The organism is Rhizobium sophoriradicis (assembly GCF_025200795.1).
GTDB classification, from domain to species: domain Bacteria; phylum Pseudomonadota; class Alphaproteobacteria; order Rhizobiales; family Rhizobiaceae; genus Rhizobium; species Rhizobium sophoriradicis.
Map to the genome: position 1 here is coordinate 478956 of NZ_CP104153.1, position 25860 is coordinate 504815.

Here is a 25860-nt window from a genome sequence, read left to right on the forward strand (position 1 = left end):
CTCCCAAGGGTCAGCCATTGCTTATGCAAATCCAAAGATAAACCGCTTCACGCTTTTCCGGGAATTGCTTCACCTCAGCCTTGCCGATAGATCGCAACGGCTTCTTCGCCGCTTGCATCCTGGTGGATGATCGCCATCAGGGCGCGCACGACTGCGCTCGGACTGGCATGCTGGTAGATGTTGCGGCCATAGACCATGCCCATCGCCCCCTGCCGCATCAAGGCGGCGGATTTGGCGAAGACGGCGGCGAGATCCTCCTTGCCGCCGCCGCGCACCAGCACTGGGCATCGCGCCGCTTCGACCACGCGGTGGAAATCCTCTGCATTCGCCGTCGGATCGGCCTTGACGATATCGGCGCCCATTTCGCGGGCGAGCCGCGTCAAGGTGACGATCTTGTCGGCATCACCATCGACCATGTAGCCGCCGCGCTCGGTGACCGGCTGCATGACCAGCGGTTCGATCATCAGCGGCATGCTGTATTTCTCGCAGTCCGCCCGGACGCGCGAAATGTTCTGCACGCACTGGCGAAACAGATCGGGCTCATCCGGCAGCATGAACAGGTTGACCACCACGCAGGCGGCATCCATCTGCAAGGCGCCGACCAGCGGCTCCGCTTCGTTTTGCAGCACCGCCCACATGTCGCGATGGCGGATGCGGTTATAGGGATTGCCCATGTCGATGCGCATGACGAGCGCCGGCTTGTCCTTGCCGGGCAGATCCTGCAAGAGATCGGCCTGGCCGTAATTCATCTGGATCGCATCCGGTCTCGCATCGACCAGCGCCTTGACGACGGCCGGCATGTTCTCCAGCCCGTCGAGAAAAGACGGCTCGTTGCAGACGCCGTGATCGATCGCCACATCCAGGCAGCGGCCATTGCCGAACAGCCGGTTCATCCGGACCTTGCGGTTGTCTCGCATAGTTCACTCCTTCGTTCGTCCCTTGCGGAAAGGGTTGTTTCGGCCACACCGTGGCGCTCGCGCATGATGGTGAGAAAGCGGATGTGTTCTTCGGCGGCGCGCTCAGCCGACCAACCTCTTTCGGCAGCCAGCAGGCCGAGCACGGCGTCAGCCATGTCGAGCGACAGCTCGCCGGAGATTGCCAGCGTCGTGCGGCGCAGCAGCAGATCGTCCAGATGCTCGACGGCTTCGGCGCCGATCAGATATTTGACTTCGCGGAGGCTGTAGCCGGCATGCGGCAAAGGATGGTCGGGGCCTGCCGCGATGAAGCCGGCGACATCCTCCGCATCGGTGCCATAGCGTTCGAAGAGGATCGCAGCGCGATCGATGGAGATGCCCGTCGAGGCCGCAAGATCACGAACCCATCCGCCGCCATCTCTGGGGAAGGCACGTCCGCCGCCCAATGCCCTTTCCGCCGTATCGACGCGCCGAGGCCGACCGAGCCGTTCCAGCGCCATGTCGGCCGCCAATTCACCGAAGGAGCGGAACGTCGTCCACTTGCCGCCGATCATGCAGAGCACCGGCGGGCCGCCATCATGGCCTTCGATCACGGTGCAGAAATGATCGCGCGGGATCCGTCCGGTAAAACTGTCCTTGCTGGCGGGCAGCGGGCGCACGCCGGCGAACTGGAAAACGATCTCTTCCGGCCGGATGCGAATGCCGGGCAGCACGAAGGCAAGCGATTGCAGGATATAATCGCGCTCGTCGCTTTCGCAGCGCACCGCGCCGGGGTCATCGACGCGAATGTCTGTCGAGCCGACCAGCACCTTGCCGAGATAGGGAAAGAGGATGCAGATGCGCCCGTCCTCGTTCTCGTAGTAGATCATGTGCCCGTCGAGCATGTCGCGGAGCTCGGGATTGTCGATGATGAGGTGCGACCCCTTGGTGCCGCCCATCAGCGGGGCAGGCCGCGCGCCTTCGGAAAACAGCGATCCATTCGCGATGTCGATCCAGCCGCCGGTCGCGTTGACGACCAGCGCCGGTTGGATGCGAAACGTCTCTCCGGCGATGCCGTCGCGGAGCTGAAAGTCCCCCGCCCCCACTTGCTCCATTGTCGCATAGTTCAAGGCCCGGGCATTCGGACCGACAGACAGGCCGTCGCGCAGCAGCTCGATGCCGATGCGCTCCGGATGGCTCACCCAGGCGTCGTAATAAGTCGCGGAACTGCGGATCCCAGGATTGAGCGCCGGCCATTTTGCCAGTGTCGCCCGGCGTCCGCGGAACTGGTGGCGGGGCACCAGCGCGCGCTTGCGCGTCAGGAAATCGTAGATGGCAAGGCCGGTCTTGATGGCCACGGCGCCGCGGCGGCTCGGACGGCGGGTGAGACCGAGGAAGCGCACGATGCCGTTGGCAAGGCCAGAGAAGATGTCGAACACAGGAACTGTCGTCGGCAATGGCGCCACATAATGGGGAGCATTGCGCAGCAGCCGGTCTCGCTCGACGAGAGACTCCTGCACGAGGCTGAATTCGCCATTCTCCAGATAGCGCAGCCCGCCGTGGACCATGCGCGAGAGGGCGGCACTCGCGCCGGAGCAATAGTCGCCCTGCTCGACGAGCAGCACGTTCACGCCCTGCAGCGCCAGCTCGCGAAAGACGCTGAGCCCGTTGATGCCGCCGCCGAGGACGCAAACGTCCACCTTCGGGCTTTGGCGAAGCCCGTCCATTGTTTCCACACGGTTCATGATGGCGTCCGTTATCCGTCCATGGTGGCCAGCTGCGCCGATATGGCGGTGTCGATAGCCGCGAGATCGGCGGTTGAAAGGCGAAGCGTTCCGGCCCGCGCATTGTCGAGCGCCTGCGCCGGGTTTCTCGCGCCGCAGAGCGCGAAGGTTACGCCCGGCTGTGCCAGTGTCCAAGCGATGACCGTCTGCGCGATGCTGGCGCCGTGGCGTTCCGCCACAGGCCGGATCGCCACGGCAAAATCCTTGGCCTTGCGCCGGTTGGCGACGGAAAAGCGCGGATTGTCCTTGCGCTGGTCGTCGCCAGAAAACACGCGCTCAGGCCCGATGGCGCCGGAAAGCAGGCCGAGCGCCAGTGAGGAATAGCTGAGCGTCGATACGCCGTTGGCGATGGTGAGCGGCAGCAGGTCCGCCTCGATCTGGCGATCGATCATGCTGAACCGCTCCTGGATCGCATCGAGCGAACCGGTCGCGATATACTGCTCCAACTCCGGCCGGTCGACATTGCTGGCGCCGATGGCGCGGATCTTTCCGGCCTGTTTCAGCTCTTCCAGCGCCGCGACGGTCTCCTCGATCGGCGTCGTCGGGTCCTGCCAGTGGGTGATGTAGAGGTCGATATAGTCCGTGCCGAGGCGGCGCAGACTTTCCTCCACCTCGTGAACGATCGAGTCCCGCCCGAGATGGCGGTGCACCGGCTTGCCGTCCTGGTCGAAGAAATGGTTGCCCTTCTGCGTATGCCACACCAGCCCGCATTTGGTGGCGATCACCGCCCTGTCGCGGCGTCCGGCGAGCGCCTTGCCGACGATTTCTTCAGATCGGCCCATGCCGTAGGCCGGCGCCGTGTCGATGAGGGTGACGCCGGCATCGAGCGAGGCCTGGATCGCGGCGATGGATTGCGCCTCGTCCGTGCCGCCCCACATCCAGCCGCCGATCGCCCAGGTGCCGAGGCCGACGGCCGAGGCTTTGACGCCGGAGCGGCCGATTTCGCGGGTCAACTGTTCGCCGCTCATGCGGAAAATCCTTCCTCGGATGCGAGTTCGAGAATGCGCGCGCCCGTCGCCTCGTCGGTGACGAGCGTATCGAGGTGCTTGCCGCGCAGAATACTGAGGATCGGTCCGGCCTTGTTCGGGCCGCTGGCGACGCCGATCTTGGTCGGGATCGAGGCGAATTCCGGCAGCGTCAGCGAAACCAGCGACCGGTTCAGGCTGTAGTCGCAGACGCGGCCGTGATCGTCGAGCAGATGGGCGAGCAGTTCGCAGCTGGCGCCCGAACGCTCGATCGCCTCGCGATCGGTGCTGGAGGAAGGGTGCAGGTCGTAGTAGCTCGAATCATCGGTCAGGATCGAGCCGATGCCGACCACCGCGACTTTCGCTTCCCGCGCCCGCCGGAAGACGTCGGCGACGGAGCGCATATTGATCAGCATCGACCGCTGCTCGGCGTCATCGGCAAAGAGCGGCGCGTGGATCTGGTAGGAACGCCCGCCGAGCCGGTCGGCCATCAGCGTTGAGACGTGGTTGACGTCGGTATAGTGCTTGCCTTGCACGCAGCCGGTGGCCGGGATGACCTCGACATCGAAGCGGCGCGGCGCCTGGAGGCCGGCGACGACGGCGCTGACGCCCTTGCCGCCGGTGATGCAGATCGTATCGCCATCGGCGATTTCTTCGAGCAGCAAGCGGGCCGCCGCCTCGCCGACCGCCTGCAGCGCGGTCTGCGGATTGTCGGAGACTGTGGGGACCACGACCGCGCGGCTGATGCCGCCGAGCGCCAGAAGCCGCTCCTCCATATCAACAAGAGGTTCGATCGGCGATTTGATCTTGATCTCGACCAGGCCGAGCTGCCGGCCCCGCTTGATGAGGCGGTTGACGGTGGCGTGCGAGATCCCGAGCCGATCGGCGATCTGCGCCTGCGTCAGACCCTCCAGAAAATGCAGGACGAGCGACTGGTGCATCTGGCGGGCGATGACGATTTCTTCGCGCGGGGCTGTCGTCCTGGGTTTCAGTTTGGCGATCGGCATGTCAGGCGGCCTTCCGCTTGTGAAGGAAATGGTCGATGGATACGGCGGCAAGCAGGATGCATCCTTTGATCATGTCCTGCCAATAGACGGAAACGTTTAGCAGGATCAGCGACGAGGTGACGAGGGAAAGAAGCGCGATGCCGAGAATGGCCCCGAGGATGGTTCCCGAGCCGCCGTTCAGCGAGGCTCCGCCGATCACCGCGGCCGCGATGATGTTCAGCTCCATGCCGACGCCGAACGTCGGCGTCGCCGCGCCGAAGCGGGACATGTAGATGACACCGGCGACGCCGGCGAGCGTCGAGCACAGCACCGTCACCCAGAATTTCACCTGGTTCGTCTTGATGCCGGAATAGAGCGCCGCCTTTTCATTGCTGCCGGTGTAGAACACCTTGCGGAAGGCGGTCGCCCGGCGCAGCAGGAAATCGAACAGGATGACGACGGCGACGAAGATCAGGATGACATAGGGAATGCCGTAGAACGTGCCCTGCCCCACTGCCTTGAAGCCGACCGGCAGCGTGAAGAGCGAGAGCGGCGTGCCCTTGGTGATGATGAGGCAGAGGCCACGCACGATCACCATGCCCGCCAGCGACGTGATGAAGTGGTTGAGCCCGACGACCGTCACGAAGAAGCCCATGATGGCGCCGATGGCACTGCTGGCAAGAATGCCGGCAAGCGAGGCCGTCCACGGATCGAGGCCGGCGAGAAAGAGCGAGCCCGAGAGCACCATCGCGAAGCAGACGACGGAGCCCACTGCAAGGTCGATCCCGCCGACGATGAGCAGGATCGTCATGCCGACGACGACGATGCCCTCCACGGAAAAGCTCATCAGCATGGCGCGGAAATTGCCGAGCGTCAGGAAGTGCGGGGAGGCGAAACTCATGATGATGCCAAGCGCCAGAATGATCGCGATCAGCCCCGCCTCGCGCATCGTGCCGATGCGTTTGAAGGACGACGTCCTGGGCAAGCCTGCCGCCATCGTGTCGATTGCCATTTCCCTCTCTCCCATGTTCTCTTCACGCGGCATGGTCTGCCGCCCCTGCGCTGCCCATGCCGGAAGCAAGGCGGATCACGGCCTCTTCCGACATCTCGTCGGCACCGAGTTCGCCTGCGATGCGTCCCTCGCGGACGACCAGCAGACGGTCGGAAAGGCCGAGCAGCTCCGGCATTTCCGACGAGATGACGATGATGCCGATGCCCGAGCTTGCCAGCTCGCGCAGCAGTCGGTGGATCTCCGCCTTCGCGCCGACATCGATGCCGCGAGTCGGCTCGTCCATCAGGATGACCTTCGGCTTCACCGCAAGCTGCTTGGCGATCGCCACTTTCTGCTGATTGCCGCCGGAAAGCGATTTCACCGGCGCCTCGATGCCGCTCATGCGCACGGCGAGCCTTCGAGCGAAATCATCTGCTAGCGCGGCCTCCGCGCGGCCGTTCAGCAGCCCGACCGAATTGGTGAGCGCCTTCAGGTCCAGCACCGATATGTTCTGCGCGATGGACATTTCGAGAAAGATGCCCGACCCCTTGCGGTCCTCGGACAGGTAGACGATGCCGGCTTTCACCGCATCCGAATAGGTGCGGATCGGTTGCGCCGTGCCGTGCAGGCGGACCGTTCCTGCCGTACGCGGCCGCAGTCCGCAGATGCCTTCGGCGATTTCGGTGCGGCCGGAGCCAATAAGGCCGCCGATCCCGAGGATCTCGCCCTTGCGCAGGCCGAAGCTGACGTCGTGAAAACGCACGCCGTCACTGATGCCGTCGATCTCGAGCATGATCTCGCCTGAGATTTCGCCGGCGCCGAGCTTGTCTGGATAGAGCTGCGTGATCTCGCGGCCGACCATCCGGCGCACCACCTCATCCGGCGTCACGTCGGCAATGCGGTCGGTGCAGACGTAGCGGCCGTCACGCAACACGGTGACCCGGTCGCAGAGGCTGAAGATTTCCGCCATGCGGTGGCTGATATAGATGATCGAAATGCCGTTCGACTTGAGGTCGCGGATGATCGAGAAGAGCTGTTGCGCCTCGGTCTCGGTCAGGGCAGCCGTCGGTTCGTCGAGGATCAGCACGCGGCAGTCGAGCGTCAGCGCCTTGGCGATCTCGACCAGCTGCTGGCTTGATATCGGCAGGTCGGCGACCTTGCGGCGGACATTGATCGCGGCAAGCCGGTTCATCACCGCCTGGGCATCGCGCTCCAGCCCGCGGTAGTTCATGAGCGGCGCCCGGCGACGGTTGGTCGCCGCCATGAACATGTTTTCGGCAACCGTGGCATCGGGGCAGAGCGCGATTTCCTGGTGCACCAGGCCGATGCCCAGAGACTGGGCGGGGGCGGGAGAGGAAATGCGCACAGCCTTGCCGTCGACGCGGATTTCGCCTTCGGTCGGCTGCAGCACACCGGCGATGATGTTCATCAGCGTCGACTTGCCGGCGCCGTTCTCGCCGCAAAGCGCATGGACTTCACCGCGCTCGAGGGTGAAGTCGACATCCGTCAACGCCTTCACCGCCCCGAAATGCTTGGTGACACCATGAATGGTGAGCACGGGCTCCGCCATCATCTTCCTCCTCTCCATCTCGGCCATCCGCACCGAAAAGTGCGGATGGCCTGTCGGGGTCTTATTCCTCGATGCCCTTCGTGCCGCGATGCTTCAGGTACTTGTCCCAATAGAAGTCGTCGGCATTTGCGGCGGTCACGATGGAGAGGCCGTTGTCGACGACCGGGATGCTCATCGGGTTGAAGCCCGAGCGCTTGGCGTCGTTCATCGGATCGATCAGTTCCGGGTGCTTGGCGAGCCACAGCAGCATGAAGCCCATGTAACCCTGCATGCCCTGGTTGGGGTTGATCGAGCCGAAGACTTCGCCAGCCTTGATCATGTCGAGAATGTTGGCGTTGACGTCGGCGCACATGACGAGGACCTTGCCGCCGGTTTCCTTGTTGGCCTGCGCGGCGCCGATCGCCGAATTCGCTTCCGGCATGAAGACCGCCCCGAGGTTCGGATTGGCCTGGATGAGGCTGGAAAGCCCTTGATAGGCCTTGGTCGGATCCTGGTTGGATGCGGCGCGGCCGACGAGCTTCATATCAGGCCACTTCTCTTCCATGCGGGCGATGAAGGCAGCGATGCGCTTGTCGTGGTTGTCCTGGCCGGGATTTTCCAGAACGGCATATTCGCCCTTGCCGCCCATCTTCTCGGCGATCGCATCGGCGGCATAGGTGCCTTCGCGGGTGTTGTCCGAGGTGATGAAGGAGACGCGCTTGGAGAGCGGCGAGTCGGCGGCGAAGGTGACAACCGCGGTGCCTTGGCCGATGGCGCGGTTGATCGGCTCGATGAACGGGTCGGAGTTCATCGGATGAACGAGAATGCCGGCCGGATTTTGCGCCAGCGCCTGATCGAAGGTGGCGATCTGCTTGTTGACGTCATATTCCGGTGTGCCGGTATATTCCGTTTCGCAGCCGAGTTGTTGCCCCGCCTGCTTGAACATCTCGTAGACGGGGAACCAATATTCGACACCCGAAACCATAACATTCATGACGTATTTTTCGCCTGGCTTGCAGCGGAACGGGTTCTCCGTCGCAGCGGCGGCGGAGCCGGCGATAAACGTTGCAGCAAAAACCGCCATTGCGGTCGTGGTGAGTAAAGTGCGCAAGAGTCCTCCTTGAGGCCGAAGCCTCTCCCAAAAGCCCGAGAGCGCCGAAAAGCGCCGCTGATCGTGTTGAAGTCCGGACTTCCTCCTCGACGTCCGGTATGGGCAGCTAAACGTAAAGCTCGAGGGTTGTCAATATAATTCACGATATGAAATATATTTCATGAGGATCAGGTGCGGCGTCTCAACCGGCAGATCGCCAAGGCGCGGTCGCGGCCAGCCACTGTCGTGTGCGGGCCTCGGGATCCGGGTTGCGAGTGATATCGGTGACTACGGCAGCGCTATCGGCGCCGTTTTCCAATACCAGCGCCGCGCGTTCGGCGGTGATCCCGCCAATGGCAACGAGCGGCATCGGCCCGACACGCCGCCGCCAGTCCGCAAGGCGTTCGACGCCTTGCGGCGCCCATCTCATTTCTTTGAGGATTGTGGGCCAGACCGGCCCAAGGGCAACATAGTCCGGCCCAGCGGCCAGCGCGGTTTCTAGTTCTGATGGATCGTGCGTGGAAAGGCCGAGCTTCAGGCCGGCGCGGCGAATGGCAGCCAGATCGGCCGTCATCAGGTCTTCCTGCCCGAGATGAATGAAATCGCACCCCTCATCGATCGCCAGCCTCCAGTAATCGTTGATGATCAATTGGCAGGCCGCTGCCGTGCAGGCCGCTTTCGAACGCCGGATCTCCTCGCGAAGCACCGGCTCCGGCCGGTCCTTGATGCGCAGCTGGACGAGTTTGACGCCGAGCGGCACCAGACGCTCGATCCATTCGGCGCTGTCGACGATAAGATAGAAGGGGTCGAGCTTCATGAGAAGACGGCCTTTCCGATGACGGGAGTAGAAGGAACGGCCATGTCGCGCGGCTCCAGCGGCACGGCGCCATACGCGAGACGGCCGGCATCGATGGCAAGCGCGAAGGCCTCAGCCATGGCGGCGGGATCGCCCGCGCCGGCAACGGCGGTATTGAGAAGAACGGCGTCGTAACCGTACTCCATGACGGCGGCGGCATGCGACGGGCGGCCGATGCCGGCATCGACGACCAGCGGCACATCCGGGAAATGCGCCCGGAATGCCCGCAGCGCCATTGGGTTTACCGGTCCCATGGCGGAGCCGATCGGCGCGCACCAGGGCATAAGAACGCGGCAGCCGGCGTCCAGCAGCCTTTCGGCGACGACAAGATCGTCGGTCGTATAAGGGAAGACCTGAAAGCCCTCGCCGGTGAGGATGCCCGCCGCCTCGACGAGGCCGAAGACGTCAGGCTGCAGCGTGTCGTGATGACCGATCACTTCAAGCTTGATCCAGTCGGTGCCGAAGACTTCGCGCGCCATCTTCGCCGTCAGCACGGCCTCCTGCACGCTGTGGCACCCGGCGGTATTCGGCAGCACGCGTACGCCGAGCTCGCGGATCAGCTCGAAGAAGGCGCCACCCGCCTTGCCGCCGGCGGCCTCGCGCCGAAGCGAGACGGTGACAATTTCGGCCTTCGAGCGTCTCACGGCTTCTGCAAGGACGGCGGGTGACGGGTAGCGGGCGGTGCCGAGCAGCAGGCGCGAGTGGACTTCAACATCATAAAGTTTCAGCATCTCAGCCTCCTTGCATCGGTGAGAGAATTTCGATGCGGTCGCCTTCGCCGAGCCTGAAATCGGCGCGGTCCTCGCGGTGCACCAGCTCGCCATTGACGGCAGTTGCCAGCCAGCCGCCTTCGTAGTCCAGAGCGAGAAGCAGGTCTGCGAGCGTCGCGGCCGCGACCTGCTGTTCCTCGCCATTGATGATGAAGGTCATGACGCCCTCCTTTCCGGTTGTCCTTGTTCTGTGAGAAGACGCCGCGCCACCTCGCCGGCCATCGCCGGCGCCAGCAGAAAGCCGTGGCGATAGAGGCCGTTGACATGGAGGGTGGATCCCTCCTGTGTCACACGCGGCAGATTGTCGGGATAAGCGGGGCGCACGCCTGCGCCGGTTTCCGTGACCCGTGCCTCGCCAAAGGCGGGATGCATCGCATAGGCGGCGTTCAGCAACTCCATCAGCGAACGCGCGGTAACCGGGCCGGCATCGTCGCTTTCGATCATCGTCGCGCCGACCATGAAGCGGTTTTTCTCGCGCGGCACGATGTAGATCGGGTGGCGGGGATGCAGCAGGCGGACGGGGCGGGAGAGACTGAGCTCGCTTGTTTCGAGGCAGAGCATCTCACCTCGAACACCGCGCAATCCGGGCAGCCGGCCGATCTGGGCGGCACCGGTGCAGTCGATCACCCAGTTATAATCGACATCCGCTTCGCCGGGCTCGCCGAACGTCAGGCGCATACGGGCATCCTCAAGTCCTGCTGCCAAGGCCGAGAGCGCCTGTCGCGGATCGAGATGCGCTTCCTGCCGGAAGAACAGCGCCCTGCGGAAGCGGCCGGCGAGATCAGGCTCCAGTGCTACGATCGCCGCCTCGTCCAGCCATTCCCATCCACTTGTCCGGCGGGAAAAGCGGTCGAGCTCGCTGGCATCGCGCCCGCCCGCCACGACAAGCGTTCCCCGGCGTTTGACATGACCCGGCAATGCCGCCTCCCACCAATCGGCGGCCAGCCGGCCGAGCGTCAGCACCGGCTCCTCCGCGCTCTCCCGTTCGCACCACGGGGCCAGCATGCCGCCGGCAAAGCCGGAAGCGCCGGCGCCGACCTCGCCCGCCTGATCAGCGACGCTGACCCTGAAACCGTGCCGATAGAGCTGCCACGCAACGGTGAGGCCGGCAACGCCGGCCCCCTTGACGAGAACGCGCATTGTCATTCTCCGGCGGGCGTTTTCGTCGCCTCTGCGACCGGCACGTAGAGATCGCCGCCATCGCGGTACTTGGCCGCCATCGCTTCCAATCCCTCTTTCTGAGCTTCGGCGCGAATGTCGTGGGAAATTCGCATGGAGCAGAATTTCGGGCCGCACATCGAGCAGAAATGCGCCACCTTGTGCGCCTCCTTCGGCAGGGTCTCGTCGTGGAAGGAACGCGCCGTATCCGGGTCGAGGGAGAGGTTGAACTGGTCCTCCCAGCGGAATTCGAAGCGCGCCCGCGACAGCGCATCGTCGCGGATGCGGGCGGCCGGATGCCCCTTGGCAAGATCGGCAGCATGCGCTGCGATCTTGTAGGTGATGACGCCGGTCTTGACGTCGCTGCGGTCGGGCAGCCCCAGATGCTCCTTCGGCGTGACGTAGCAGAGCATGGCTGTGCCGAACCAGCCGATCATGGCTGCGCCGATGCCGGAGGTGATGTGATCATAGCCCGGCGCGATGTCGGTCGTCAGCGGTCCGAGCGTATAGAAGGGCGCTTCGCCGCAGACCTTGAGCTGCTTGTCCATATTCTCTTTGATCTTGTGCATCGGCACATGGCCGGGGCCTTCGATCATCACCTGGCAGTCCTTCGCCCAGGCAATCCTTGTCAGCTCGCCAAGCGTTTCCAGCTCGGCAAATTGTGCTGGGTCATTGGCATCCGCGATCGACCCCGGACGCAAACCGTCGCCGAGCGAGAAGGAGACGTCATAGGCACGGCAGATGTCGCAGATTTCCTCAAAATGCTCGTAGAGGAAACTCTCCTTGTGGTGATGCAGACACCACTTGGCCATGATCGAGCCGCCGCGTGAGACGATGCCGGTGACGCGATTGACGGTGAGCGGGATATAGGCCAGCCGCACGCCGGCATGGATGGTGAAATAATCGACGCCCTGCTCGGCCTGTTCGATCAGCGTATCCCGATAGACTTCCCAGGTCAGATCTTCGGCAATGCCGTTGACCTTTTCGAGCGCCTGGTAAAGCGGAACAGTGCCGATCGGAACCGGCGAATTGCGAATGATCCACTCCCGGATGTTGTGAATGTTGCGGCCGGTGGAAAGGTCCATGACCGTGTCGGCGCCCCAGCGGATCGCCCAGACCATCTTCTCCACCTCTTCCGCCATTGACGAGGTGACCGCCGAATTGCCGATATTGGCGTTGATCTTCACGAGGAAGTTCCGGCCGATGATCATCGGTTCGGTCTCGGGGTGGTTGATATTGGCGGGGATGATCGCCCTGCCCTCGGCGACTTCCCGGCGCACGAATTCGGGCGTCACGAAATCCGGAACATGCGCGCCGAAGCTCTCGCCGTCGCGCGCGAGCGCCTCCTTCGCGGCCTGCCGGCCGAGGTTTTCGCGGATCGCGATGAACTCCATTTCCGGGGTGATAATGCCGGCACGCGCATAGGCGAGCTGGGTGACGGCGCGGCCGGCCTTTGCCTTAAGCGGCGTGTTGCGAATGGGAAATTCCGGCGTCAGCCGCTCGCCCGTGGCAAAACCATTGTCTTCAGGCTTCACCACACGGCCTTCATAGGCTTCGACGTCGCCGCGCGCCCTAACCCAGGCCTCGCGCAAACGCGGCAGCCCGGCGTCGATGGAGACCACATGGGCCGGATCGGTATAGGGGCCGGAGGAATCATAGACCGTAACCGGCGGCTCGCCGGAGGTCGGGTGAAGGCTGATTTCGCGCATCGGCACGCGCAGATCCGGATAGAGGGTTCCGGGTTTGACGATCTTGGTCGAGGCCGGAAGCGAGCCGGTGGTGACGACGGGGGTAAGCTGGGGTGCAACAATATTCATGGATGAGGCTCCAAGGTTTGACGTTTGGAGACCCAGTTCCAGTGTTGGAATGATGGAAGGACGCCTTGCGCGACAAAGCGAAAATCCGCCCAACAGCCGCAGCGTCCGCACCGTCCCTACGCCAGTATGAACTGGATCAGGTTCAACGGGTCACTGCGCCACAATCGGCAAAGCCGAATCGTCTAGCAGAATCTCAGCCCCTTGCCGGGACACCCCTGGTGAATGTTCGCCATCAAAGACCGCAGCGGCGCTTGTGTCAAGCCACGGTTGATGTGTTCTCGTCCAGCCCTTGAATTCGGGGCAACCCCGCGAAGCGATGAGTCGCAGGGAGGAACCGTTTCATCTTGGCTGGCGACTCGCCGCTTTTGAAGCCGGCACAAGATCGCTTACAATCCGCGGCTAGGCCGGTTCGAATTGCGATCGAATTTCAGAGCGAAGGCGGAGCGCCAGGTCGGGGCTGTCGGAGGTCAGGTGGCCGATTCCACGCTTCAGCCAGGCGCGGATCAGCGTTTCATCGTTCAGCGTCCAGGCGCAGAGCCGTTCCAATGGAAGCTTCTGCCTGATGAGCGGCCATTCCGCCGCCATCAGCTCGTGATGAATGGCGACGATATCGACGAGACCATCGACCCTTTCGAGAAAGGCCCGCAATCCGCCCTGCTTCGCAGCCCATTCAGCATTCACAGAGACGAGGCGGGCGATATTTGGCGCCGCACGGCGGCCCTCCTCAAGAAGAGGAACGTCGAACGAGGTTAAATGGCAGCGTGCGGCAAGACCGAAGCCTTCAATTTCGGCGGCGACTTTTTCGACGATGCCGGGATAAGGCCGCCCCTTTTCATCTGATTTGATCTCCACATGGAGCTGCTTGTCGCCACCGGTGACGAGCACCGAGAGCACGTCCGCAAGCGTTGGCACAGTGTCATCGGAGCCTTCAAGATGGGTCTCGCCACGCAACTCCGGCGTCAGCGCACGAACCGGCCCGGTTTTGTCCGTCGTGCGATCCAGCGTCGCATCGTGGATGACGACCAGCTCGCCAGAATTGGTGAGGTGTACGTCGAATTCCACTGCATCGATCTCGAGCGCAAGAACGTTTCGGAAGCCCGTCAATGAGTTTTCCGGCCATAGGTTGCGGGCGCCGCGATGGCCGGTGATCTTGTTCATGGAGTTCTCCTCAAAAATGAGACGGATCAGCGAAGAGTGGGATCAAGCTTGTCGCGCAGCCAGTCGCCGACCAGCGAGATCGCAAGCGTGGTCATCATGATCACGAAGGCCGGCGCCAGCATGATCCAGGGTGCGCGCGTCAGGTACTCGCGGCCAAAGCCAACCATGTTGCCCAGGCTGGTCTCCGGCGGCTGCACGCCGAGACCGAGGAAGGAAAGCCCGCTTTCCATCAGAATGATCTCCGGGAAGGTGAGCGTCATCGAGACGATCAGCGTCGAGGCGACGTTCGGCAGGATATGGTTGATGTAGACGCGCGCCGGCCTCGCTCCGAGCTGGACGACGGCGGCAGCATAGCCCTGCGCGCTTGCCGAGATCGCGAGCCCGCGGGCGATGCGGGCATAACGTTCCCAGCCGTAAAAGCCCATCAGGCCGATCAGCAGCGGCATCGAAGAACCGAAGAACGCAAGAACCGCGAGCGACATGATGAGGAAGGGCAATGCCGCCTGGAAATCAGCGAGCACAAGCACAAGATGCTCGACCGCGCCGCGGAACTTCGCAGCAGCAAAGCCAAGCGCCGTGCCGAAGACGGCCGAGATGATCGTGGCGCCGAAGGCGATGGCAAGCGAGACCCGGATCGACTGAAGGAGCCGGGAGAGGACGTCGCGGCCAAGCTCGTCGGTTCCGAGCAGATGGGCGGGATTGCCCGGCTGCGACAGGCGGCTGCGCAAATCCATGGCGGTGATGCCGTAAGGGCGGATCATATCGGCGCAGAATGCTACGAACACCATGGCCGCAAGCCAGCCGATGGCGAATGCGACGGAGAAAGGCACGCGCCGCAACTGTCTGATGAAGCGGATGAGGATGGATACTTCGGACGATCGCGGGCGGGCGGTGTCGGTGACGCTCATGCCGGGCCTCCTGTCAATGGGCGCTTTGGCTGCGAAGCCGCGGATCGAGCCAGCCATAGAGCAGATCGACGATGAGGTTTGACGCGACCATGGCGGCGGCGACCATCAGCAGGATGCATTGGACGACAGCGAGATCGCGATTGGACACGGAGACGACCAGCAGGCGGCCGATGCCAGGCCATGAGAAGATCGATTCCACTACGACTGCACCGGCGATCAACGAACCGACCATGAATCCGACGATCGTGACGATCGGCACTGCCGCGTTCGGCAAAGCGTGGCGCCAGACGACGTCCGGCCACTTCATGCCTTTGGCGGATGCCGTGCGGATATAGGGCTGGCTCATCACTTCGATCATCGCGCTGCGCGAGAAGCGCGCGAGAATGCCGATTCCGCCGATGCTCAGCGTCAGTGTCGGCAGGATGCCGTGCTGCCAGGTGTCCTGCCCACCGGAGGGCAAAACGCCGAGGGTGATGGAGAAGATCAGCACCAACAGCAGCCCCATGACGAAGGAAGGGATAGTGAAACCGAAAATTGCCGCCAGGATGACGCCCCGGTCGACCGTGCTCTGGCGGTGAAGGGCGGCGTAGACGCCGGCCGGAATCCCGATCACCAGCTTGAGCAGAAGCGCCGGCACGGTGAGCTGCAATGTCGCCGGAATGCGTTCGATCACCAGCTGGATGGCGGAGGCCTTGTCGCGCATGGAGACGCCGAAATTGCCGGTGAAAATCGATTTTATATAGGCAATGTACTGGATCCACAGCGGCTGATCGAGACCCCAGGCTTTGCGGAAGGCATCGACCGATTCCTGCGGAACATCCGGGCCGAGCATGACCTGGGCTGGATCGCCGGACATGCGCAACACGACGAAAGCAAAGGTCAGCACCGCGAGAATTGTCACAAGGGCACGAAAAAGACGGATGAGAGCGAAACGCAGCATGGCTTTCCCCTTACGCGGCGACCGGCTGGCCTGCGCCGGCGACCATGTGGCAGGCCGCGCTCCGGCCTTGCGCAACCTCTCGAAGCAGCGGCGCGCTTGTGCGGCAGATATCAGCCGCCAGGGGGCAACGCGGGTGGAAGGCGCAACCGGATGGGCGGTTGGCCGGGTTCGGTGGTTCGCCCTGCAGGATGACCCGGCCGATGAGCGGCTTGCCCGGTACCGGCACACTGGAGACCAGCGCATTGGTGTAGGGATGCATCGGCGTCTGAAAGATGACATCGGACGACGCCTCTTCGACGATCCGCCCGAGATACATGACCGCAACCCGGTCGGCGACGTTGCGCACCACCTTGAGGTCATGGCTGATGAAGATCATGGCGATACGATGCTGCTCCTGGAGGTCCCGGAGCATGTTGACGATCTGCGCCTGAATTGACACGTCGAGGGCCGAGACCGGCTCGTCGCAGATCAGAAGTTTGGGGCGCGAGGCGAGCGCGCGGGCAATGACGGCGCGCTGCCGCTGACCGCCGGAGAGTTCGTGGGGATAGCGCCCCGCCTGATCCGGCCGCAGCCCGACGGCAGCCATCAGCTCGGCGACACGCGTTGGCCGATGCTCCTTCGGTACCAGCCTGTGAATCGCAACCGGTTCGCCGATCTGATCGGCGATCGTCAACCGCCGGTCGAGGGCTGCCAGCGGATCCTGGTAGACGAGCTGCATCTTGGCGCGTAGCGCCCGCCATTCCGGTGTGCCGAGCCTGGGCATCGGCCTGCCCTCGAAGAAAGTCCCGCCTCCCTGCGGCGGATCGATCCCGAGCAGCAGGCGGCCGAGCGTCGATTTGCCGGAGCCTGACTCTCCCACCACACCGAGCGTTTCGCCGGCCATGACCTTGAGTGCAATTCCGTCGACGGCCCGAACCGGCGTCATCTTGCCGAACGTGCCCTGGCGCACCGCGTAGGTTCTGACCAGATCTTTGGCTTCGATCAGAGGTTCGCTCACGATGCGGTCTCCAGAGCGTGCATTGCAAGCCGGCGTGTCGTTCCGACCGGGTGATGGCAGGCAAGAACGCGACCATCGGCGGTCGAACGCAGGTCCGGCATGCGGATCCGGCAGTCCATGGCGACATTGAAACACCGGGGAGAAAAGGCGCATCCGTCCGGCATGTCTTGCGGATGCGGAACGATCCCGGGAATCGGAATAAGCCGATCGCGCGGGCCGTCGAGCCGCGGAATGGCGTCGAACAGGCCGCGCGTATAGGGGTGCTGCGGGCTCTCGAAGAGGGCTTCGATCGCACCCTGCTCCACGATGCGGCCGGCATACATGACGCAGGCGCGTTCGCAGACCTGGCTGACGGCGCCGAGATCGTGGCTGATGAAGATCGTCGCCATGCCGGTTTCGGCGCGAAGCTCGATCAAAAGATCGAGGATCTGCGCCTGAATGGTGGCGTCGAGGGCGGTGGTCGGTTCATCGGCGACGAGGAGATCCGGCTCACCGGCGAGCGCCATGGCGATCATCAGGCGCTGACACTGGCCACCGGAAAACTCATGCGGGAAGAGATCGAAACGGCGGCGCGCATCGGGAATGCCGACCATGTCCATCAGGCGCAAGGCCTCGCTCCCGGCCGCCGCGCCGAACAGACCGCGATGGATGGCCAGCGCCTCGGTAATCTGCCGGCCGATGCGGAGAACAGGATTGAGCGAACTCGACGGATCCTGAAAGATCATGGCGATGCGCTTGCCGCGCACACCCTCCAGCACGGGGCGCGCGCTGCCGAGGATTTCCTGTCCGTCAACGCGAACGGAGCCTGTGACCGTCGCCTTGCCCGGCAGGAGCCCGAGCGCCGCCAGCCAGGTGACCGACTTGCCGCAACCGGATTCGCCGACGAGACCGATCGCCTCGCCGCGGCGGACATCAAGGTCGATGCCGTGCAGGACCTGGACGCCGTCGAATGCGACCTTCAGATCACGCAGTTCCACAAGATTGGAAACCATCGGAGCTCACCTCCATTTCAAATAGACGACGCCGGCCGCGAATAGGCGGCCGGCGCGGGGAAGCATTTGATCAGGCGTTCCAGTTCGATGCGCGGAAGTCCATGGCGTAGGCAGGCGCAGCCTTCCACTTGAGTGAGGACTTCATGCCGGTAAAGACGGCGTTCTGGTGCAGGACCTGGTAGACGGGATCTTCGCGCTCGCAGATTTCAAGCATGCGGGCGATCGCCTTCTGGCGCTGGGCCCTGTCAGTCGAAGTCTCGAGCACGACGGAGAGCTTGTTGACCTCATCGTTCGTCCAATCCTTCTTCTGCTGGACTTCGCCGTTCGGGCCGAACTGGACGACCAACGGGGTGATCGGGTCGTTGATCGTGTTGGAAGCCGACCAGTCGCGCACACCCTTGACGCCCTGCGGATCGTGGATCTGCGCCCAGTTTTCCTTCATCTGGATTTCGACGTTGAGGCCGACCTGCTTCCACATCTCGATCATGATCTGCGCATTGGCGGTCTGGTTCGTATAGTAGTTGTTCAGCAGGCGGTAGGGGATCGCGTCGCCCTTATAGCCGGCGTCCTTCAACAGCGTCTTGGCCAATTCCGGATCGAATTGCGGGGCTGCCCATCCATCAACGAACATGCCGGAGGTCTTGAAGGAGTCGAACTGCAGACCGGCGGGAACGACGGTCTTTCCGGCCCAGAGCGCTTCGACGATCGCCTGGCGGTCGATCGCGTGGGTCATGGCACGACGCACGAGGGGATTGGCCAGGATCGGGTTCTCAGTGTTGAACACCGAGACGCGGTGATTCCAAATGGTCGAGCTCTGGACTTCAAGGCCCGAAACCGACTGGATTGCAGAGATCTGATCCGGCGGCAGATCGCAGGCGAAGTCGTATTCACCGGAAAGCAGGCCGTTGACGCGCGAGGCCACTTCCGGAACCTCGACGAAGCGGATCTGCTGGAGCGGCGGGCGACCGCCCCAATATTCGTCGAAAGCAACGAGCGTCAACGACACGTCCGGCTTGTATTCGCCCACCATGTAGGGGCCGGTCGTTACTGGCTTGCGGGCCCATTCGGCGTAGCTCTTGGCTTCATCCCAGGCGCGGCGGTTGGTGATCTGGCTGCCCATGGAGTAGAGCCGGCCTTCGAGCGTCACGTCCGGCGTCGCATTGTGAAAGCGGACCGTGTACTTGTCGACGACTTCGACACCGGCGAGTGCGGGCCAAAGACGGCGGGCCACACCCGGGACGGTGGCCGGGAGTTCTTTGACGGTGGTCGGCTTGTTGTCGGCCTCGAAAATCGTCTTGCCGCCCTTCGGCTCGGTATTGCCGAAAATACGTTCCCTGGAGAAGGAGAAAGCCACATCCTCGGCGGTCATTTCGTCGCCATTGTGGAACTTAACGCCTTGGCGCAGCTTCAACTCCAGCGTCTTGTCGTCGATGCGCTTCCATTCCGTGGCCAAGCCCGGTACCGGGCCCTGGTTGCCCATCCAGTCGCGCAGGATCAGACCCTCCCAGAAATTCGGGAAGAACACCCGCTCGCCGACATTCGACTGCTCGTTCCAGACATCCAGAGTATTGTTATTGGTGATCTTCTGAACGGCGATCGTTACCGACGGACGAACGGCCTGGCTGAACGACATACGGGGCAGGACGATGCTGCCGGCTGCTGCCGATAGCAATCCCAACGCATGGCGGCGGTTGATAGAAAGCATGGGTCTCTCCTGTTGAAACAATGGTCAAAACCGGCAAGCCGCGCCTTCGCCGGGCGGAAGGCCGCCGCTTGGGCGTGGCGTGAAATCGACAGACGAATTTTTTCGCCGGGCGGCTAGCGTATTGATGCCCCTTTACCGCGCCGCCGACTTCGCGTAGCTCTAGGTTACAAATGTTACGCTCATGTGACATTTGAGAGGATCGTAATTTGTCCAATCAACAGCTCATGGTGAGGGCTTCGTGGCTCTATCACGTCGAAGGCCTGACCCAGGCGCAGATTGCCGAGCGGATGCTTCTGACCCGGCGCCGCGTGAACGAACTGCTTGCCGCGGCGCTGGACCAAGGCATCGTCCGGATCAGTTTCAACTCGCCGCTGGCAGAGAATGTCGAACTGGAAGCCGAGTTGCGCAACCGATTTGGTCTTCGGGACGTGGTGATCGTCCCTACTCCCGTCGACAAGACCCAGATGCCGGTCGTGATCGGCCGCGCCGCCGCGATGTTTCTCGAGCGGCTGATCCAGGCGAGCGAGCCCTCCTCGCTCGGCGTCGGCTGGGGCGCGACCCTGCGGGAGACGGTACAGCACATGGCGCCCGCCAATGCGCCTGGCATCAAGGTTCGCTCGATGATGGGAGGGCTGACCCGTGGATCGGAGATCAACACATTCGAGATCGTTCGGCGCTTTGCCAAGGTGTTGAACGCTCAGTGCCATTATCTTGCGGCGCCGATTTATGCTGATGATCCGGGCTCCAGAGATACGATCGTTGCGCAGACGGTTTTCCAGAGCTTGCTCCGCGAGGCCACGGCAGTGGACATATCAATCCTGAGCGTCGGCGATGTATCGTCGGAATCGTTGCAGGTTCGATATGGGCTGCCGACGGGAACCGATATTGGTGAACTGACCGAGGCAGGCGCAGTCGGCGATCTGCTTGGGCGATATCTGGATGCTGAAGGCCGCGAGATAGATCATCGGCTAAACCGGCAGGTCATCTCCCCCGAGCTTATCGACTACCGCCGGGTTCCGAACCGCCTGCTCGCCTCCGGAGGCGATCACAAGCGGAAAATTTTGTCGGCCTGTCTTACGGCCGGCCTCGCCACGGCCATTATCACCGACGCCGATAGCGCAGTTTGGCTTCTCGGCAAGCAGGGACCAAAATCCGCGAGCGTTGCGAGGGATGACTAGACTTTGTGGCTGCGAGAAGGAAACCGGAAGGCCAGGAATCTGCAGCCAAGGGAAGTCCCGGCGCCAGGTAGTCGATGCGCCCTTCGCGCGCCGCACGAATAGGCGCGCAATCTCCGGTCATATCAACCAATGCCAACCATGCGGGCCATCGGGTGGGCGAACCCGTGCTGCGTAGGAGAGTGCACCGGCGGCCGTAGCGGCGCCGGTCGCCCAACATTGATTGTGGATGGGCCGGCTTTACCGGCCCATTTCGCTCGCGCCCCTTGGACGCGTGCTCCATATTCTCTCGCTCACGGCCAGGTGACAGCGACCGCGCGTTCATCGGTCCGACGGCACCGGCTCATCATCCTGTCGCAACGCGATTTCTGCATTCATGGCTTATCGTTTCGTCCACACTGCCGATCTCCATCTCGACTCTCCGCTTCGGTCGCTGGCGCTTCGCAACGCCGAGCTGGCCGATCTCGTGAGTGACGCCAGCCGGCAGGCGTTGATCGTGATCGTCGACCTTTGCATCGAGGAGCAGGTCGATGCACTCGTTATCGCCGGCGATCTCTATGACGGGGAGCAGACGTCGATGAAGACGGCGCGCTTCCTGGCTAGCCAGCTGGAGCGGCTGCACCGGGCGGGGATTGGTGTCTTCAAGATTCGCGGCAATCACGATGCGATGTCGAGGATCGCCAGGGAACTGGTGGTGCCCGATACGGTGAAGATCTTCGGCGGGCACGCCGAGACCGTGGAGGCGACGAAAGGCAGCCTGTCGATCGCGATCCACGGTCTGAGCTTTGCCAAGCCGCAAGCGCCGGACCCGCTTCTGCCGAAGTACAAGCCGCCGGTGGCGGGAGCGGTCAATATCGGCATCATGCATACGAGCCTTGCCGGATCTGCCGGCCATGACGTCTATGCGCCCTGCAACGTGCTCGACCTTCACGCCTCGGGATTCGACTACTGGGCGCTCGGGCATCTTCATCAGCGGAGCCAGTATCCCGGCACGGCGACGATCATCATGCCGGGCATGCCGCAGGGCCGCGACATCAACGAGTCGGGCGTCAAGACCGTGTCGCTGGTGACCGTGGCGGATGACCGGACGGTGACGGTCGAGGAGCGGCGCACCAGCATCGCGCAGTTCGAGCGCGTCGATGTCGACCTCACGGGTGTCGATGATTGGCGTGATGCGGCCATGGCGATCGAAGCGGCACTTGCGGGGCAGCGCGACCATACGGCCTCGCCACATCTCGTCACGCGCCTCAGGCTTTCCGGCCGCACGCCGCTCTCCTGGCAGCTTCGCCGCGATGTCGACCTCATGCAGGCGGAAGCCGAGCAGCGCAGTGACCGGATCGGCCGGACCTGGATCGAGAAGCTCGAACTCGCCTTCGAAGCGCCCTCGATCCTCGCAGCCGAGTCCGCCGCCGATCCCGTCATTGAACTCGGCGCGCTGATGCGGGACGAGGTCATCGCCCGCAGCGGCTTTCGCGACGATGTAAGGGAGATGGTCAGGGACCTGCTCGCCGACCTGCCGCCCGAGAGCCGGGCCTTTGCCGGCCATGACGAGGCGGGTTTCGAATGCTTCATCGACAGCCTTCTCGCCGACGGCGCCGAGGACATCACCGCCCGGATGAAGGCCGCGGAGCGGGGAGACAGCTGATGCGCCTGCGCCGTCTCGACCTCATCCGTTATGGCAAGTTCACCGACCACTCGATCGACTTCGGCCCGGTCCGACCGGATTCGCCCGATCTGCACATCGTCTATGGCCTCAACGAAGCGGGGAAGTCGACCACCTTCGCCGCCTACCTCGATCTGCTCTACGGCATAGGCGAGCGCAGTACCTACAATTTCCTGCATCCCTACAATACGATGAAGGTCGGTGCGCGGCTGGAATTCGGTGGCGCGGAGCACGAGCTGGCGCGGCTCAAATTGCGGACCGGCAGCCTCGTCGATGATCGGGGACAGGCTGTGAACGAGGCGCTGCTCGCCGGCGCGCTCGGCGGCGTCGGCCGCGAGGCCTATCGCACCATGTTCTCGCTCGACGACCAGTCGCTCAAGGAAGGCGGCAACGCCATCATCCAAAGCAAGGGCGAGCTCGGCGAGTTGCTGTTCTCGGCAAGCTCGGGCCTCGCGGGCCTCAGCCGTTCGCTGGTGACGGCCGTCGACGAAGCCAATGGAATCTACAGGAAGCGGTCGTCGAGCACGAAACTGGCGGAACTCAAACGCTCGCTCGAAGCGCTGAAGGCCGAGCGCAATGCCATCGACACGCTTGCCTCCACCTATTCGGGCCTGAAGTCGACCCACGAGCAGGCCGACGCCGCCTATGCCGCGACGACGCGGGAACTGGCCGAGGCCAAGGCCCGGCACCAGGAGCTGACGCGTCTTCTCAGCGCCCTGCCGGCGGCGCTGGAACTCCGGCGGCTGGACGCCGATGCAGCCGGCATGGGCGACCTGCCGCGGCCGCCGGCCGAATGGTTCACACTGCTGCCGCAGCTTTTCCGCGACGAGACGCGGCTGCAGGCGCTTGTCGAAACCGCCGACCGCATGCTGCGCCAGCTTGCCGACGAGATCGAGGCGATCACGATCGACGACAAGGCGCTGGCGATCGCTGCGCATATGGACATGCTGGATCAGGGTCGGGCGCGCTATCTCGCGGCTGAGAGCGACCTGCCGAAGCGCCGGCTGGCGCTGGCCGAACAGGAAGGCGAGCTGGTGCGGCTGCTGGCCGATCTCGAACAGCCTGGCCATACGACGCCCGAGGCGCTGCTGCTGCCCGCCTCGCTGATCGGCATCATCCGCGATCTCATCGAGCGACGTTCCGGCGTCGAGGCCAACCTGGCTGCCGCAGGCCGCGAACTGGTGCGAGCGCGCGAGAATTTCGAAAGGCTGAACAAGGAAGGCGGCTCGCAAAACGGAGCCGCGGTCGTCGATCCCGCGCGTCTCGGCCGCGTCGAGGCCGCCCTTGGCCGGCTGACGGGATCTGACCTTGCGGTGCGGCTCACCATGGAAGAACGCGCACTCGCCCAGGTGAAGCGAATACAGGAGAAGCAGTTCGCACAGCTTGCGCCCTGGACAGGTGATGCCGTCGCTCTGCAGCGGACGAGCGCGGCGGAGCCTCGGCAGGCCGAGGCCTGGCGTGGCCAGGCGATCTCCCTCGACAAGCGGATTGCCGATCACGAGGCACGGCTGCGCGATCTCGGCACCGAACAGGCGCTGACCGAAGCCCGGATCGCGGCTTTCGTCGCCGGCGGTTCGATCGACGATGCCGAGGCCGCGAGGCTGCGCGACGAACGCGATGCCGCCTGGCAGGCGCATCTTGCCAGCTTGAATGCCGCCACCGCCCGGACATTCGAGGAGCGGATGCGCCAGGACGATGTCGTGTCCGCCGGCCGGCTGTCACGCGCGCAGGAACTTGCCGAGCTGCGTCAGCTCCGCCTGACCGAAGCGGCAACGGCGGCAGCGATCGAACGCCAAAGGGAATTGCTTAGAGAGGCGCGGGCCGAACATGATGCGCTTGCCGAGCGCATCCGTGGCCTCCTGCCCGAGGCAATCGAATATGACGCCGAAGCTGCGGCGCGCATTGCAGCACTCGAGGCATGGAGCACCAAGCGAGCCGCGGCGCTGGCCGCCTGGGACGATCTGCAGCGGGCCGAAGAGGCGGTAGACGTGCTTCGCTGCGAACTGGACAGCCATGCCGCAACGCTTGCGGCGAGCCTTGCAGATGCAGGCCATGGTGACGCCGAGGATCTGCCGGTCGCCGCGCTGATGCAGGCGGCGAGCGATATGCTAGCCGCCGGCAAAGCCGAACAGGCGGCGCGACAGGCGCACGAGAAGGCGATCGGCGATCTCGACCGCGATGTCAGGGAACGTGACCGCGACCGGCAGGAGGCGGAAGCCGCGGTCGCGGCCTGGGACCGGGAGTGGGCGGAGGCGCTGTCGCGAACCTGGTTTGCCGACAAGGCCGGTTCGTTGGCTGCCGTTCGCGCCGTGCTGGATGCGCTCGCCACACTGCCCGCCATCCTGAAGGAACGGGATGACCTCGCAAGCCGCGTTGCGGCGATGGAGCGCGACCAGGAGCAATTCCGCGGGGATATTGCCGCTCTTCTCGCAGAGTGCGGCCTCAGCCGGTTGGCATCCGATACACTCGCCGCCGTCAATGCGCTGGTGGAACGCCACGAGGCAGCCCGGCATGCGGCGCAGCTTCGGGCAGACCGGCAGACCGATCTCGACAAACATTTGGAGAAACGACGGGCGCTGGAGGAGGAACTGGCCGTTCACAATGCCCGCAAGAATGAACTGACGGGTTATTTCGGCACGGACTCGCTTGCCTCAGTCGAAGCATTCCTGAACCAGGCGCGGGAGCGGGACCGGCTGGAGGCACGCGCCGCCACCTTGCGCGGCCAGATCACCGAGGCATTGCGGGCGGCAAGTCTTTCCGAAGCCGAGCGCCGCCTTGCCGATATCGACGCCCATGCCGTCGAACGCGATGCGATCGAGCTTGGCGCCCGGATCGAGGATCTCACCGAGCGGGCGAAGCTTCTCTATTCCGACGTGTCGCTGGCGCGGCAGAAGCTCGAGGCCGTGGGCGGAGATGATGCGGTGGCGCGGATCGAAGCCAAGCGCCGAACCATCTTCCTCGAGATCGAGGAACTGGCCGTGCGGCATCTGACGCTGCGCGCCGGCACGCTGGCGGCCGAACAGGCGCTACGCATCTATCGCGAAAAACACCGCAGCTCGATGATGAACCGCGCATCGGAAGCCTTTCACCTGATCACCGGCGGCAACTATTCCGGCCTGACGACCCAGCCCGACCGGGACAAGGAAGTACTGATCGGCGTGTCACGCGACGGTGGCTCGAAGCTAGCGGACGCGATGTCGACCGGCACGCAGTTCCAGCTCTATCTCGCGCTTCGGCTGGCGGGTTACGAGGAATTCGCCGCGCTTCGCCCGCCCGTGCCCTTCATCGCCGACGACATTATGGAGAGCTTCGACAATCTCCGCTCCGAAGAGGTTTTCCGCCTGCTCGGCGCAATGGCAAAGGTCGGGCAGGTCATCTACCTCACCCATCACTGGCATCTCTGCGAGATCGCGCGGCACGTCGTTCCTGACGTCACCATACACCAGCTGCCATGACCGGACGC

The 25860-nt window shown here is 63.7% G+C and carries 21 protein-coding genes and 1 riboswitch; of the genes, 3 read left to right on the forward strand and 18 right to left on the reverse strand.

Annotation, left to right across the window (positions count from 1 at the left end):
* Nucleotides 1-74: 74 nt before the first annotated feature.
* From N2597_RS24215 to N2597_RS24300, 18 genes are all read right to left on the reverse strand, one after another.
* Nucleotides 75-917: a class I fructose-bisphosphate aldolase gene (locus tag N2597_RS24215; RefSeq protein WP_183595862.1), complete on the reverse strand. Its 843-nt coding sequence runs from the start codon at nucleotides 915-917 to the stop codon at nucleotides 75-77.
* The gene (locus tag N2597_RS24220) at nucleotides 890-2638 is read right to left on the reverse strand and encodes a glycerol-3-phosphate dehydrogenase/oxidase (RefSeq protein ID WP_179363952.1); all 1749 of its coding nucleotides are present in this window, start codon (nucleotides 2636-2638) and stop codon (nucleotides 890-892) included. Before N2597_RS24220 ends, N2597_RS24215 begins: the two co-directional genes overlap by 28 nt.
* An 11-nt stretch (nucleotides 2639-2649) precedes the next feature.
* Nucleotides 2650-3645, reverse strand: a complete 996-nt coding sequence (locus N2597_RS24225; RefSeq protein WP_096765118.1) for an aldo/keto reductase — start codon at nucleotides 3643-3645, stop codon at nucleotides 2650-2652.
* Nucleotides 3642-4649, reverse strand: a complete 1008-nt coding sequence (locus tag N2597_RS24230; protein ID WP_183595864.1) for a sugar-binding transcriptional regulator — start codon at nucleotides 4647-4649, stop codon at nucleotides 3642-3644. The genes N2597_RS24225 and N2597_RS24230 overlap by 4 nt, the downstream gene beginning before the upstream one ends.
* Nucleotide 4650: 1 nt before the next feature.
* On the reverse strand, nucleotides 4651-5640 hold the full coding sequence (locus N2597_RS24235) for an ABC transporter permease (RefSeq protein ID WP_009993333.1): 990 nt from the start codon (nucleotides 5638-5640) through the stop codon (nucleotides 4651-4653).
* Nucleotides 5641-5662: 22 nt separating this feature from the next.
* A complete protein-coding gene (locus tag N2597_RS24240; RefSeq protein ID WP_183595866.1) occupies nucleotides 5663-7189 on the reverse strand; it encodes a sugar ABC transporter ATP-binding protein in 1527 nt (508 codons plus the stop codon).
* Nucleotides 7190-7250: 61 nt separating this feature from the next.
* Nucleotides 7251-8279 (reverse strand): substrate-binding domain-containing protein, encoded by a 1029-nt coding sequence (locus N2597_RS24245; protein ID WP_097607630.1) that lies wholly within the window; start codon nucleotides 8277-8279, stop codon nucleotides 7251-7253.
* Nucleotides 8280-8460: 181 nt separating this feature from the next.
* Nucleotides 8461-9075 carry a thiamine phosphate synthase gene (locus N2597_RS24250; RefSeq protein ID WP_183595868.1) on the reverse strand — a complete coding sequence of 205 codons (615 nt, stop codon included), beginning with the start codon at nucleotides 9073-9075 and terminating at the stop codon, nucleotides 8461-8463.
* A complete protein-coding gene (locus tag N2597_RS24255) occupies nucleotides 9072-9845 on the reverse strand; it encodes a thiazole synthase (RefSeq protein WP_009995225.1) in 774 nt (257 codons plus the stop codon). Before N2597_RS24255 ends, N2597_RS24250 begins: the two co-directional genes overlap by 4 nt.
* Before the next feature lies 1 nt (nucleotide 9846).
* Nucleotides 9847-10044: a sulfur carrier protein ThiS gene (gene thiS, locus N2597_RS24260; protein WP_040112909.1), complete on the reverse strand. Its 198-nt coding sequence runs from the start codon at nucleotides 10042-10044 to the stop codon at nucleotides 9847-9849.
* Entirely contained in the window at nucleotides 10041-11024 is a 984-nt protein-coding gene (gene thiO / locus N2597_RS24265) for a glycine oxidase ThiO (RefSeq protein ID WP_183595870.1), read from the reverse strand. The genes thiS and thiO overlap by 4 nt, the downstream gene beginning before the upstream one ends.
* A gap of 2 nt (nucleotides 11025-11026) precedes the next feature.
* On the reverse strand, nucleotides 11027-12859 hold the full coding sequence (thiC, locus tag N2597_RS24270; RefSeq protein WP_096763196.1) for a phosphomethylpyrimidine synthase ThiC: 1833 nt from the start codon (nucleotides 12857-12859) through the stop codon (nucleotides 11027-11029).
* Nucleotides 12860-12954: 95 nt separating this feature from the next.
* A riboswitch (TPP riboswitch) is annotated at nucleotides 12955-13086 on the reverse strand.
* Nucleotides 13087-13258: 172 nt separating this feature from the next.
* Nucleotides 13259-14017 carry a glycerophosphodiester phosphodiesterase family protein gene (locus N2597_RS24275; protein WP_183595872.1) on the reverse strand — a complete coding sequence of 253 codons (759 nt, stop codon included), beginning with the start codon at nucleotides 14015-14017 and terminating at the stop codon, nucleotides 13259-13261.
* 26 nt (nucleotides 14018-14043) lie between these two features.
* A complete protein-coding gene (locus N2597_RS24280) occupies nucleotides 14044-14925 on the reverse strand; it encodes an ABC transporter permease (protein ID WP_106796863.1) in 882 nt (293 codons plus the stop codon).
* Nucleotides 14926-14938: 13 nt separating this feature from the next.
* Nucleotides 14939-15865, reverse strand: coding sequence for an ABC transporter permease (locus N2597_RS24285; protein WP_183595874.1), 927 nt, complete (start codon nucleotides 15863-15865; stop codon nucleotides 14939-14941).
* 10 nt (nucleotides 15866-15875) lie between these two features.
* Nucleotides 15876-16862: an ABC transporter ATP-binding protein gene (locus N2597_RS24290; protein WP_183596258.1), complete on the reverse strand. Its 987-nt coding sequence runs from the start codon at nucleotides 16860-16862 to the stop codon at nucleotides 15876-15878.
* Nucleotides 16859-17854, reverse strand: a complete 996-nt coding sequence (locus N2597_RS24295) for an ABC transporter ATP-binding protein (RefSeq protein ID WP_077994141.1) — start codon at nucleotides 17852-17854, stop codon at nucleotides 16859-16861. The genes N2597_RS24290 and N2597_RS24295 overlap by 4 nt, the downstream gene beginning before the upstream one ends.
* 70 nt (nucleotides 17855-17924) lie before the next feature.
* On the reverse strand, nucleotides 17925-19559 hold the full coding sequence (locus N2597_RS24300; RefSeq protein ID WP_183595876.1) for an ABC transporter substrate-binding protein: 1635 nt from the start codon (nucleotides 19557-19559) through the stop codon (nucleotides 17925-17927).
* A gap of 206 nt (nucleotides 19560-19765) precedes the next feature.
* On the opposite strand from N2597_RS24300, the gene N2597_RS24305 reads away from it, so the two are divergent.
* From N2597_RS24305 to N2597_RS24315, 3 genes are all read left to right on the forward strand, one after another.
* Nucleotides 19766-20737, forward strand: coding sequence for a sugar-binding transcriptional regulator (locus N2597_RS24305; protein WP_096763200.1), 972 nt, complete (start codon nucleotides 19766-19768; stop codon nucleotides 20735-20737).
* Nucleotides 20738-21110: 373 nt separating this feature from the next.
* Nucleotides 21111-22379: a metallophosphoesterase family protein gene (locus tag N2597_RS24310; protein ID WP_183595878.1), complete on the forward strand. Its 1269-nt coding sequence runs from the start codon at nucleotides 21111-21113 to the stop codon at nucleotides 22377-22379.
* On the forward strand, nucleotides 22379-25852 hold the full coding sequence (locus N2597_RS24315; RefSeq protein ID WP_183595880.1) for an AAA family ATPase: 3474 nt from the start codon (nucleotides 22379-22381) through the stop codon (nucleotides 25850-25852). The genes N2597_RS24310 and N2597_RS24315 overlap by 1 nt, the downstream gene beginning before the upstream one ends.
* Nucleotides 25853-25860 lie beyond the last annotated feature (8 nt).

Excerpts from the sequence above, each read along its gene's own strand:
- N2597_RS24215 (WP_183595862.1), bottom strand. The coding sequence starts at position 917 with ATGCGAGACAACCGCAAGGTCCGGATGAACCGGCTGTTCGGCAATGGC.
- N2597_RS24220 (WP_179363952.1), bottom strand. The coding sequence starts at position 2,638 with ATGAACCGTGTGGAAACAATGGACGGGCTTCGCCAAAGCCCGAAGGTG.
- N2597_RS24225 (WP_096765118.1), bottom strand. The coding sequence starts at position 3,645 with ATGAGCGGCGAACAGTTGACCCGCGAAATCGGCCGCTCCGGCGTCAAA.
- N2597_RS24230 (WP_183595864.1), bottom strand. The coding sequence starts at position 4,649 with ATGCCGATCGCCAAACTGAAACCCAGGACGACAGCCCCGCGCGAAGAA.
- N2597_RS24235 (WP_009993333.1), bottom strand. The coding sequence starts at position 5,640 with ATGGCAATCGACACGATGGCGGCAGGCTTGCCCAGGACGTCGTCCTTC.
- N2597_RS24240 (WP_183595866.1), bottom strand. The coding sequence starts at position 7,189 with ATGGCGGAGCCCGTGCTCACCATTCATGGTGTCACCAAGCATTTCGGG.
- N2597_RS24250 (WP_183595868.1), bottom strand. The coding sequence starts at position 9,075 with ATGAAGCTCGACCCCTTCTATCTTATCGTCGACAGCGCCGAATGGATC.
- N2597_RS24255 (WP_009995225.1), bottom strand. The coding sequence starts at position 9,845 with ATGCTGAAACTTTATGATGTTGAAGTCCACTCGCGCCTGCTGCTCGGC.
- thiS (WP_040112909.1), bottom strand. The coding sequence starts at position 10,044 with ATGACCTTCATCATCAATGGCGAGGAACAGCAGGTCGCGGCCGCGACG.
- thiO (WP_183595870.1), bottom strand. The coding sequence starts at position 11,024 with ATGCGCGTTCTCGTCAAGGGGGCCGGCGTTGCCGGCCTCACCGTTGCG.
- thiC (WP_096763196.1), bottom strand. The coding sequence starts at position 12,859 with ATGAATATTGTTGCACCCCAGCTTACCCCCGTCGTCACCACCGGCTCG.
- N2597_RS24275 (WP_183595872.1), bottom strand. The coding sequence starts at position 14,017 with ATGAACAAGATCACCGGCCATCGCGGCGCCCGCAACCTATGGCCGGAA.
- N2597_RS24280 (WP_106796863.1), bottom strand. The coding sequence starts at position 14,925 with ATGAGCGTCACCGACACCGCCCGCCCGCGATCGTCCGAAGTATCCATC.
- N2597_RS24285 (WP_183595874.1), bottom strand. The coding sequence starts at position 15,865 with ATGCTGCGTTTCGCTCTCATCCGTCTTTTTCGTGCCCTTGTGACAATT.
- N2597_RS24295 (WP_077994141.1), bottom strand. The coding sequence starts at position 17,854 with ATGGTTTCCAATCTTGTGGAACTGCGTGATCTGAAGGTCGCATTCGAC.
- N2597_RS24300 (WP_183595876.1), bottom strand. The coding sequence starts at position 19,559 with ATGCTTTCTATCAACCGCCGCCATGCGTTGGGATTGCTATCGGCAGCA.
- N2597_RS24310 (WP_183595878.1), top strand. The coding sequence starts at position 21,111 with ATGGCTTATCGTTTCGTCCACACTGCCGATCTCCATCTCGACTCTCCG.
- N2597_RS24315 (WP_183595880.1), top strand. The coding sequence starts at position 22,379 with ATGCGCCTGCGCCGTCTCGACCTCATCCGTTATGGCAAGTTCACCGAC.